General features: G+C 30.8%; 11 protein-coding genes. 4 read left to right on the top strand and 7 right to left on the bottom strand.

Annotated elements, in window-relative coordinates:
- The 3 genes from B4J88_RS08075 to B4J88_RS15210 form a co-directional block, all read left to right on the top strand.
- Positions 1-396, top strand: a 396-nt coding sequence (locus B4J88_RS08075; protein ID WP_291067189.1) for an integrase core domain-containing protein, incomplete at its 5' end; no start/stop codon positions are given.
- Positions 397-468: 72 nt separating this feature from the next.
- On the top strand, positions 469-996 hold the full coding sequence (locus B4J88_RS08070; protein WP_291067187.1) for a hypothetical protein: 528 nt from the start codon (positions 469-471) through the stop codon (positions 994-996).
- A 12-nt stretch (positions 997-1,008) separates the two neighbouring features.
- Positions 1,009-1,116, top strand: coding sequence for a T9SS type A sorting domain-containing protein (locus B4J88_RS15210; protein WP_414646629.1), 108 nt, complete (start codon positions 1,009-1,011; stop codon positions 1,114-1,116).
- A gap of 71 nt (positions 1,117-1,187) precedes the next feature.
- On the opposite strand, the gene B4J88_RS08065 is transcribed toward B4J88_RS15210, so the two are convergent.
- The 3 genes from B4J88_RS08065 to B4J88_RS08055 form a co-directional block, all read right to left on the bottom strand.
- Positions 1,188-3,254 carry a protein-disulfide reductase DsbD family protein gene (locus B4J88_RS08065; RefSeq protein ID WP_291049271.1) on the bottom strand — a complete coding sequence of 689 codons (2,067 nt, stop codon included), beginning with the start codon at positions 3,252-3,254 and terminating at the stop codon, positions 1,188-1,190.
- Positions 3,248-4,555 carry a tRNA lysidine(34) synthetase TilS gene (gene tilS, locus B4J88_RS08060; RefSeq protein ID WP_219035235.1) on the bottom strand — a complete coding sequence of 436 codons (1,308 nt, stop codon included), beginning with the start codon at positions 4,553-4,555 and terminating at the stop codon, positions 3,248-3,250. Before tilS ends, B4J88_RS08065 begins: the two co-directional genes overlap by 7 nt.
- A 111-nt stretch (positions 4,556-4,666) precedes the next feature.
- On the bottom strand, positions 4,667-5,074 hold the full coding sequence (locus tag B4J88_RS08055; RefSeq protein ID WP_219035236.1) for an RrF2 family transcriptional regulator: 408 nt from the start codon (positions 5,072-5,074) through the stop codon (positions 4,667-4,669).
- Positions 5,075-5,444: 370 nt separating this feature from the next.
- Between B4J88_RS08055 and B4J88_RS08050 the strand changes: the two genes are divergently transcribed.
- Positions 5,445-5,879 (top strand): hypothetical protein, encoded by a 435-nt coding sequence (locus tag B4J88_RS08050; protein ID WP_291067185.1) that lies wholly within the window; start codon positions 5,445-5,447, stop codon positions 5,877-5,879.
- A gap of 4 nt (positions 5,880-5,883) precedes the next feature.
- Here B4J88_RS08050 and B4J88_RS08045 read toward each other — a convergent pair whose 3' ends face one another.
- The 4 genes from B4J88_RS08045 to B4J88_RS08030 form a co-directional block, all read right to left on the bottom strand.
- Positions 5,884-6,522, bottom strand: a complete 639-nt coding sequence (locus tag B4J88_RS08045; protein ID WP_038334451.1) for a LysE family transporter — start codon at positions 6,520-6,522, stop codon at positions 5,884-5,886.
- A gap of 83 nt (positions 6,523-6,605) precedes the next feature.
- Entirely contained in the window at positions 6,606-7,337 is a 732-nt protein-coding gene (locus tag B4J88_RS08040; RefSeq protein WP_115000630.1) for an alpha/beta hydrolase, read from the bottom strand.
- 96 nt (positions 7,338-7,433) lie between these two features.
- Positions 7,434-10,055: a valine--tRNA ligase gene (locus tag B4J88_RS08035; RefSeq protein WP_115000631.1), complete on the bottom strand. Its 2,622-nt coding sequence runs from the start codon at positions 10,053-10,055 to the stop codon at positions 7,434-7,436.
- 78 nt (positions 10,056-10,133) lie between these two features.
- Positions 10,134-10,828 (bottom strand): hypothetical protein (locus B4J88_RS08030; RefSeq protein ID WP_291067182.1); only part of this gene is annotated, 695 nt, incomplete at its 5' end.

Here is a 10,828-nt window from a genome sequence, read left to right as displayed (position 1 = left end):
GGGAAACCTGAGAAAATTAGAGTAGATAATGGTCCAGAATTTATTGCTGAAAAACTAAAACTATTTTGTCAAAAAAAAGCCATTGAATTATATTATATTCAACCTGGGAAACCTACGCAAAACTCTTTGATTGAAAGATTTAATAGAACTTTTAGAACAGATTTTTTAAATGCTTATTTATTTGAAAATATCAAAGAAATGAAAAATTATACAGAAATTTGGATGTGGATGTATAACAATGAAAGACCACATAGTTCTTTGCAATATCTTTCTCCTAGAAACTTTTTATTGAAATATGGTAAGGTCAAAAATCCTAATGATTTTCCTACATTTCAAATTAATCAAAATAATAATACAATAATATTAAATAAAAACTCTACTTTTAAGTGTTCTTAACAAGGGGAAGATTACACTGTTACTAAAGAAATTGATGACTACGGAAAAGTTACTATCATTGTCACGCAAGAAATGATTGATGAAGCAAAATCGTATATCAAATCCAAAAATTATCCAAAACCAGTTTCTCCAGTAATGCATTACTTAAACTCATTTAATGTAAATATTTACAAAGACAAATTAAAACTTTCTGGGAAAACAGGTGAAGGTGCTAGTATTGTAACAAATACGAACGGAACGTTTTTAACTGTTGAAACTGCAAAATGGGCAAATGCTGTTGCTTACGAAACTTACAATGAAGAAGACGAATTAATTTCTGTTTCTGTTTTAGGTACAGGAGATGTTACGTTTAAAAATACATTTGTAGATTTCCCAGTCAATGCTAAAAAAGTATATGCTGTTGGTTTCGATGGCGCTAAAATACTAGTTTATCCAACTAATTTATCTACTAACGAAAGTATCAAATCTACGGATTTTAATATTGTTCCAAATCCAATCAAAAATGACTCAAACATTAAGATTACACTTAACAATTCAAAAGGACAATACAATTTAAGTGTAATTGACATCAATGGAAAAGTCATCACAAATTCGATTTGAAATATAGATGAATTGAATAAAACTATCAATTCAAAATTCAAATCATTACCAAAAGGTATCTATATTGTTACATTGAAAAATGAAACTTCAAATTACACGAAAAAGATTATTAAAGAATAGTTTAACACGTATAATTCATAAACAAAAAACTCCCGCAAATGCGGGAGTTTTTACTACTATATAAAAGATAATTATTTCGCTTTATACTTCGCGATTCCATCTTGTAACCATTTTAGGTAAACTTCTACATCAAGTTCAGCTTCTAAAGGTTTAGAAAAACGATTCAAATCTTTATCAACCAAAATATAATAAGGTTGAGCATTTGCATTGAAATGTTCAATCTCGAAAGAAGTCCATTTGTTACCAACTGTTTTCAAATTACGATCTAACGCTTTCGAAAATACTTTTTGATCTTCTGGTAATTCTTTTGCTTCGTCAACATATAACGAAACTAAAACAACATCTTCAGCCAAAATTTTCTTCACACGCTCATCGCTCCAAACACGTTCTTCAACTTTACGGCAATTTGCACACGCATGCCCTGTGAAATCTAACAACATTGGTTTTCCAACTTTCGTTGCGTAAGCTGCTGCTTGATCAAAATCTTTGAATGCAGGAATTCCATGAGGTCCAGCAACCATATTTGGATCATCAAATTTAGCTGTTGCTTGTCCACCTCCTACACCTTCGTGGAAACCTCGTGGCGCTTCAGAATAGGTCATTGGAGGTGTTAAACCACTTAATAGTTTTAATGGTCCACCCCATAAACCTGGAATCATGTAAATCGCAAATGATATCGAAACCAATGCAAATAACATTCTCGGAACACCAATTGTTTGCACAGGTGAGTCTAATTCTAATCTAAATTTACCTAAAAGATATAATCCTAAGAAGATAAAAATTGCAATCCAAAATGCTAAGAAAATTTCTCTTGGTAACCAATTCATTTGCCAAACTAAATCTGCGTTTGATAAGAACTTCAAGGCAAAAGCTAATTCAATAAATCCTAAAGAAACTTTGATTGTATTTAACCATCCACCAGATTTTGGCATTGAATTTAACCAACCAGGGAACATCGCAAACAATGTAAATGGAATCGCTAATGCTAAAGAGAAGCCAAACATTCCTACGATTAATGAATAATAGTTTCCTCCTTGCGTCGCTTGAACTAATAACGAACCAATAATTGGTCCTGTACAAGAGAAAGACACTAATGCTAATGTGAATGCCATAAAGAAGATTCCAATTAATCCGCCTTTATCAGCACCTTTATCAGCTGCATTTACCCATTTACTTGGTAATGTCAATTCGAAAGCTCCAAAAAATGAAATAGCAAATACAATGAAAATTGCAAAGAATGCTAAATTCACCCACGGATTTGTTGACATTTCATTTAGGACTGATGGTCCAAAAATAACTGTCGCCAATAAACCTAATGCAACATAAATAACAATGATTGATAATCCATAAATAAAGGCTTTTCCAACTCCTTCTCCTTTCGATTTACTTTGTTTTGTAAACATACTTACTGTCAAAGGAATCATTGGGAAAATACAAGGCATTAATAGCGCTGCTAATCCTCCTAAAAATCCTAAAGAAAAGATTTTCAATAAACCATTATCTTTCTTTTCGTTATCTGCTAATAAAGAATCATCAACTTTTTTGATTGTATCTTGTGTTGCTACAACAACAGCTGTAGAATCTTCTTGAACAGAATCCTGCGTAATTTCATTTACTGCAACAGTATCTTTTGCTTCTGTAGCATCTGCTGGCTTTGCCTCTTCTTTCGTCTCTTCAACTTTTGCGGAAGGCGTTAATTTTATCGTTCCGCTTGTTTCATCTGGTGGCAAACAACGTTCGGCATCACACATTTGAAATTCTATTGTGTACGATACATTTACAGGTTTATCACCCGAAACTTTCACTTTTTGAACAAATTTTACTTGATTTTCGTAATATTTTTCATCTTGTTCAAAAATTTGGCTGTATTTATCTATACGTTTTCCAACTTCGCGCGTACCTCCAATCAATTTTGCATTTGCAGCTGGTTTAAATGATGCACTTGCTGGAATTCCAATTCCTCCATCAGGATGTTTCATTGAATAAAGGTGCCAACCTCTATCAATTTTTCCTGTTACCTCGATTTCAAACTCATTCTGTCCAACCTCCTTCACCGAACTCGACCATTTTGCAGGACTAAATAACTGTGCGTTGACTAAAATTGGAAACAAAAAAAGTATCCAAAGTTTCTTTAACATACTGTAATGTTTAAAAAGTTTTTACTTGTTTCTGTCGTTTTGAAACGTTCATCCAAACGATGATTTACCACCCAAATAATTTGATCTTTTTGGTCACAAAGCAACCAAACCTTCTCTTTTTCTAACTTAGAAAGTTTCAAATCTTTCATAAACTTACTCAACAATTTTTTTTGACCTTTCATTCCAATTGGATAAAAGAAATCTCCCTCTTTCACTTTTCTAAGTTTAAGCGGAAACAAAATTGATGTAAAGTCTACTATTTCAGTAGCGTTTTCGTGTGGATTTATCGATTTCACGAACTTCAAATTTAACGAATTGATTTCAATTAACTCATCAAAAATCGTTAATTCATCTTCATTTTCTTCTTCTATTTTTTGCAACAACAAATTTTCTCGATTTTTAATTAATCGATAAGTTGCTGATTTTATTTCACTTCCCGTTTCTGCATCCAAAAATTTTAAAATTTCTTTGCTCGACGAAAATCCATATTTTTCGAACAAATAATGTAAAAATGTTTCTAATGGTTGAAGTTTTTTTAATGCTGAAATTTCAATTTCAATCGGATTATCTCCTGAGAATAAATCACTTCTAACTTCTCCAACTTTATTTTGTACAATTTGATAATTATCATTGATATGATTTAAACTTGACAAAAAATTCTCATCAAATTGCGGATGAAGCTCTTTTAGAATTGGTGTAATGTGATGACGAATCTTATTTCTAGTATAATCATCCGTCGCATTCGTATAATCTTCTCGCCAATTTATTTCATTTGATTTTGCATATTCCAACAAATCATTTTTTGTAAAATTTAAAAGTGGACGAAAGATTTTTCCATTATCAATTTGCATTCCAACCAAACCTTTCAAACCTGTTCCACGAGAAAGATTAATCAAAAAAGTTTCAATATTATCATCCAAATGATGAGCTGTCACCAAAACATCCAAACGATTTTGTTGTTGAACTTGCTCAAACCACTCATAACGCAAATTTCGGCAAGCCATTTCTACCGAATAATTTCCTACTTTCTGATAAGCCGCAACATCAAAACGAGTCGAATGAAACGGTATATTATATTTTCCACAATATTCTCTCACAAACAATTCATCGCCATTTGCGTCTTCTTCACGCAACTGAAAATTACAATGTGCCACCTGAAAATTTGCAGCTGTTTGACGGAATAAATCTAACAAAACCATACTATCAATCCCTCCACTAATCGCCAATAAATAACGATGCGTAGAAAAAGAACGTTGTTCTAAAAGTTCTTTAAACTCTTGTTGTATAGATCTATTTTTCATGAAATACAAATGTTCGAAATTAGGAAGAATTCTCGAAAAAGAGTTATACTTTTTTTCTTCATTCTTATAAAATTTTACAATAAAAAAGCCTGAAAAACTCAGGCTAAAGATTTATTTTAAACTTTCTAAAGATTTATTTTCAAGAATTTCTAAAGTCGAATCTCTCAATTCAACCATCACCTTATTCAATGTACAAATGCCTTCGTTAGGGCAATCATCACATTTTTCGTAGTAATTTTTACTTACACAAGGTAAAAGCGCGATTGGTCCTTCTAAAACACGAATCAAAGATGCTAAACTAATATCTTTCGCATCACGTGCCAAATAATATCCACCACCTTTTCCTTGTTTCGAATTGACAAAGCCTAACTTTTTTAAATCCAATAAAATAGCCTCCAAGAATTTTTTCGGAATAACTTCTGTTTCAGAAATTTGTCCGATTAAAACTGGTTTGTTACTTTCTTGTCTGGCCAAATGAGCCATTGCTTTTAGTCCGTATTTTGTCTTTTTTGATAACAATTCTATAAGATTTAACTACAAAAATAACGTTGATTGTTGTATAAAACAAATATAAAATTAAATCGTTGAACCGAGATTTAAAAATATTTCATCAAAAAATCAATTACCTTTTGAGTTGTAGAATTATAGGGATAATTGAGAAATTTTGAAGGTGATAAAAACCAATTGACTTTTAAAATCGGTTTCATATGTGAAAAACTCTTTCTAAATATATTTTTCGCTAATAAACAGTAAGATGACGAATATTTGCTTTATTCTTACATTGCTTATCATAAATCTCATCTATTTTCGTTTTAAAATCTGACACATGAAAAAATTTGAACGTTAATTTACTACTATTTTGAGTATTTTTAATCCCCAAAAGCAACAAATGAAAAATAATCTTACTTTGGTTGATAAATTAAATCACATCAAAAATTTATTTATTATTGGTAAAAGTGATGGGAATTTGAATGAAAAAGAGATTCAAATTATCTCTGATATTGCCAAATTTCATGAGCTTTCTGCCAAAGATGTAAGTTATATTTTGAACGAAAACACAAAATTTGATTTTACGTTGTCTAAAACCTTTACTGATCGACTTTCTTTGTTGTACGATGCTGTTTTGCTAATGGTTGTTGATTTGAAAATTCATCAAAATGAAAAGGCAATTTGCATTGATTTAGCTAAAAAATTTGAGTTTAATCCTCAAATTATTGATGAATTAATTGAGGATATTTTGAGTTATATTTTAGAAGGAAAAGAATGCGATGAAGTGATGGAATATTTGGTTAAATACTCCCATCCAAAGCAAAATTTGAATTAAATTTTTATTGAAAAAGCTGATAAATCGTTAACAAAGAAATCACACTCGTCACTCCTCCAATTACATAGTTGATATTCTTCAAAATAAATGAATCTTCTTCCGATTTTGAGTTAAAAAATTTCAGATACAGACCAAAAATAATCATCGAACCAACTACAACTCCTAAAGCAAAAACTGAGCTATTTGGTTGTCCAAAAACATTAACATTATACGAAACCAACGTTGCGCTTAAAAACACATAAAAAGGTATAGGAAAAACATTTACAGCGGATAACAATAATCCGTAAATGAATTTATTTTTTTGTTTTACATCACCTTGTTGTTTTAGCTTTTTATTCTTCTTTTTTTGATCTTGTTTCTTCGCAAAAAAGAGAAAATAAATCGTAATAATTACAAAAACAGCTAATCCAACTTCCCTAAAAATTTTGGTAACTTCTTCATTAAAATCAATAAATTTTGCTAGAAAAATTGCTAAATAAACCTGAATTGCAATCGTAACCGCAGTTCCAGACATAAAAGTATATGCACTTTTTACTCCTTCTTGTTTCCCAATTTTTACCACCGTCATATTCAACAATCCAGGAATGGACGATCCAATAAAAGCTGTGAAAATTCCGATTAAAAGTAGTTCTAAATACTGCATTAATTCTTTTTAAAAAGGTTTGCAAATTTAGACAAACTTGTTGGAGAAACCTATTGAAGTCATATGAATCATTCAAAAAAATATTACTTAAACGTCCATATTAACGCTGATTCTATTGATGAATTGAAAATTGTGAAATGATTTTGAGAAGGATCATGTAAATAATTCCAATTTGATTTCAAGTTATCTTTTTCTTGCAATTTTTCTACAAATTGATCAGTAAACTTTGAAATTGAAACTGTTTTAGAACTTGAAATCCAAATCTTTTTATTTACTAACAGATTAAAATCAAATTTTTCAAAATAAGAATCAAACAATTCGTGATTATTCCACCAAAGCGAAGGATCAATTGCAATAAAAGAATCAAAATAATGTGGAAAATAAAACAATATATCCATTACCAACAATCCGCCTAAAGACTCACCTACAATGATTTTCGAGTTATTTGTCTTGTAATTTTTCGAAATATGAGGAAGCAATTCTAACACAATAAATTTTTCAAAATTCTCTGCATTTCCATATTCTGGAACCCATTTTTTGTCTTTTACAACATTTGTATTTCTTGTAAAATCAAAATTTCGATTGATATTTTCGATTCCCACAATCATCAATGGTTGAATACGATTTGATTTAATTAACTCATCAATAAGCTTTGTTATTTGTTTAAATTTCTCATTAATGCCGCCATCCAATAAATACAAAACAGGCAAACTTTCATTTTTAAAACGTTCTGGAATCCAAACAAAAATATTTCTTTCTTGATTTAAAAATTCAGAATATAACTTTTCCTTTTTGTAATTTAATTCGCTTGACATATCTACTTTTTTGAGACTTTATTAAAGTTAATTGAAAAAAATCAATAAAAAAACCACTTCAAATGAAGTGGTTTTTAAATTTTATTTTGATAAAAATTACAATGAAGCTAATTGTTCTTCAATTTGTGCAATTTTTTCTAAAGCATCTGCCTCTTTTTTGCGTTCTGCATTAATTACTTGTTCTGGCGCACCAGCAACAAATTTTTCGTTTGATAATTTTTTACGAACAGAATTTAAGAAACCTTTGTTGTAATCCAACTCTTTTTGTAATTTCTCGCGTTCAGCTTCAATATCGATATTATCAGACATCGGAACCATAAATTCTAATGTCCCAACGCGGAAAGCAAAACCTTTTTCTGGTTTATCTCCTGTATTGAAATTAGAAACATTTCCTAATTTAGAGAAAACATCTACATATATTTCGTTCGCAGCTTGAGCATCAGCAAAAACTTCTAAAGCTTCTTTTGGTGACATTCCTTTTTCTGAACGTAATCCACGAATTGCTGTAGTTGCTTCTTTTGTATTCTCGAAATTCTTGATAATTTCTTCGTTGAAAGATGTTACTTCTGGATATTTAGAAACAATCAGTGCTTCATCATCCGTTCTTTCAGCAATTAAATGCCAAATTTCTTCTGTTAAGAAAGGCATAAATGGATGTAAAACTTTCAATACATTTTCTAAATAAGAAATTGTTGCTACATAAGTTTTTGCATCAATTGGCTCACCAAAAGTAGGTTTAATCGCTTCTAAATACCAAGAACAGAAATCATCCCAAATCAATTTATAAATCGCCATCAATGAATCAGATAAACGATATTGATCGTAATTATGTTCGATATCTGCTAACGCTTGTTGGAATTTATTTTCGAACCAGTCAACCGCTTTTGCTTGAGCAGAAGTTTGTTCTAAATCTTCTTTCACTTCCCAACCTTTGATCAATCGGAAAGCATTCCAAATTTTATTAGCAAAATTACGTCCTTGTAAACATAAATCAACATCGAAAGGTAAATCGTTTCCAGCAGGCGCCGTTAACAACATTCCCATACGTGTTGCATCTGCACCATATTCATTCATCAATTCGATTGGATCTGGTGAATTTCCTAACGATTTTGACATTTTACGTCCTTGTTTATCACGAACAATTCCTGTAAAGTATACATTTTCGAAAGGTAATTCGTTGCGATACTCATATCCAGCCACAATCATACGCGCTACCCAGAAGAAAATAATATCCGGACCAGTTACTAAATCTTGTGTTGGATAATAATAATTGATTTCTTCATTTTCTGGCTCATTAATTCCGTTGAAAACAGAAATTGGCCATAACCAAGAAGAAAACCAAGTATCTAACGCATCTTCGTCTTGACGTAAATCTTCGATTGTTAATGCTACATTTCCTGTTTTTTCTTGTGCTAATGGTAAAGCTTCTTCTTTTGTTATAGCCACAACGAAATCTTCGTTTCCATCACCATAGAAAAATGCAGGAATTTGGTGTCCCCACCATAATTGACGAGAAATGTTCCAATCTGTTACATTTTCCATCCAATTACGATACGTATTTTTAAATTTCGCAGGATGAAATTTAATCGTATCATTCATTACATTATCTAAAGCTGGTTTAGCTAAATCTGTCATTTTCAAGAACCATTGATTAGAGATTTTAGGCTCAATCACCGCTCCTGTTCTTTCAGATGTACCAACTTTATTATTATAATTTTCTACTTTTTCAAGTAAACCTTTTTCTTCTAATTCTTTCTCGATTTCTTTACGCGCTTTGAAACGATCTAATCCAGCATAACTTAATCCTAAATCATTCAATTTCGCATCATCTGTAAAAATATCAATGAAATCTAAGTTATGTTTTTTACCTAATTCGTAATCGTTTACATCGTGCGCAGGCGTAACTTTAAGACATCCTGTACCAAATTCGATATCAACATACTCGTCTTCGATAATATTTACTTTACGACCAACGATTGGAACAATAACTTGTTTTCCTTTCAACCATTCGTAGCGCTCGTCATTTGGATTAATACAAACTGCAGAGTCACCAAAAATTGTTTCAGGACGAGTTGTCGCCACAACAATATATTGATCAGTTCCGTCAACTTGATATTTTAAATGATATAATTTTCCATTTTTATCAACATGGATAACTTCTTCGTCAGAAATATTTGTCTTCGCTTCCGGGTCCCAGTTTACCATACGGTATCCACGGTAAATTAATCCTTTGTTATATAAATCAACAAAAACACGTTGAACAGATTCAGATAAATCTGGATCCATCGTAAATTTTGTACGATCCCAATCGCAAGAAGCTCCTAACTTTTTCAATTGATCTAAAATAATTCCACCATGTTTATGCGTCCAATCCCAAGCATGATTAAGAAATTCTTCACGACCGATATCAAATTTAGAAACACCTTCCTCTTTTAACTTCGCAACAACTTTCGCTTCAGTAGCAATCGAAGCATGGTCTGTACCTGGTACCCAACAAGCGTTAAATCCACGCATACGCGCACGACGAATTAAAACGTCCTGAATCGTATTATTTAACATATGTCCCATGTGCAAGACACCTGTTACATTTGGTGGTGGAATGACGATTGTGTAAGCTTTTCTTTCATCTGGAGTAGATTTAAAATACTTCTTCTCCATCCAGTATTCATACCATTTTCCTTCAACTTCCGTTGGCGTATATTTAGATGCGATTTCCATTATTTATATATGACTTAAAATAAATTTGGGCAAATTTACACAATCTGCCCAACATTTCTAAGATATTATATAATTTGTTTATTTATTCAATAAATCAATAAGTTTAATTAAATCTTGTTCTTTTTTTATGCTAAGTTTATTTGTACTTACAATTTGATTTACGTCTTTATCTGTAAAATCTTTAAATTTTTTAGTTGAATTTGGAACATTATACATTTTATCACTATAACCAATCAATAATTTCTCTTGTTTAAAATAATTTCTCTTATTAGAAGCATTTAAACCACCAGCACCAAGACCATCTACTCCATCATTAGATAATTTTCTATAAAGTACAATTTTTCGATCTAAAGGTGATAATACTTGTAAATATCTTGATGTTAATGTACCCCCATCAATATAACTTACATACTTAAGAATTTTACCATCATCGAATCTAATAGTCTGGTTTGATAATTTATTCATTTTATATAAATATCCATCTCTTAAAAACTCTAAATCGTCTAGTAATGCATTATATCTAAAATTCTCCTTTTCTTTGAAACCATCTATACTTGCAGGAAGAAAATTAACATTAAAATATTCATCTTTATTAGTAACTCCTTCTGTATATTTCTGTTGTTTTACTTCTGCAACAATAGTTTGTAGATTATATTCATTAACAGTAGCTGCAGAAGACATTTGTGCATTAGTAAAATTGTAAACTAGAAGCATTATTGTAACAATTATTCTTTTCATATTAATATATATTAAACCCGTTGTGCATTTTAAAT

Origin of the sequence: Empedobacter sp. UBA5036 (genome assembly GCF_002415215.1) — a bacterium.
GTDB classification, from domain to species: domain Bacteria; phylum Bacteroidota; class Bacteroidia; order Flavobacteriales; family Weeksellaceae; genus Empedobacter; species Empedobacter falsenii_B.
Note: the sequence above shows the minus strand (reverse complement) of the source record. Positions and strands in the feature narration are given on the sequence as shown.

Bases quoted from the DNA above. Each gene is read 5' to 3' on its own strand.
- B4J88_RS08070 (WP_291067187.1), top strand. From the start codon at position 469: ATGATTGATGAAGCAAAATCGTATATCAAATCCAAAAATTATCCAAAA.
- B4J88_RS08065 (WP_291049271.1), bottom strand. From the start codon at position 3,254: ATGTTAAAGAAACTTTGGATACTTTTTTTGTTTCCAATTTTAGTCAAC.
- tilS (WP_219035235.1), bottom strand. From the start codon at position 4,555: ATGAAAAATAGATCTATACAACAAGAGTTTAAAGAACTTTTAGAACAA.
- B4J88_RS08050 (WP_291067185.1), top strand. From the start codon at position 5,445: ATGAAAAATAATCTTACTTTGGTTGATAAATTAAATCACATCAAAAAT.
- B4J88_RS08045 (WP_038334451.1), bottom strand. From the start codon at position 6,522: ATGCAGTATTTAGAACTACTTTTAATCGGAATTTTCACAGCTTTTATT.
- B4J88_RS08040 (WP_115000630.1), bottom strand. From the start codon at position 7,337: ATGTCAAGCGAATTAAATTACAAAAAGGAAAAGTTATATTCTGAATTT.
- B4J88_RS08035 (WP_115000631.1), bottom strand. From the start codon at position 10,055: ATGGAAATCGCATCTAAATATACGCCAACGGAAGTTGAAGGAAAATGG.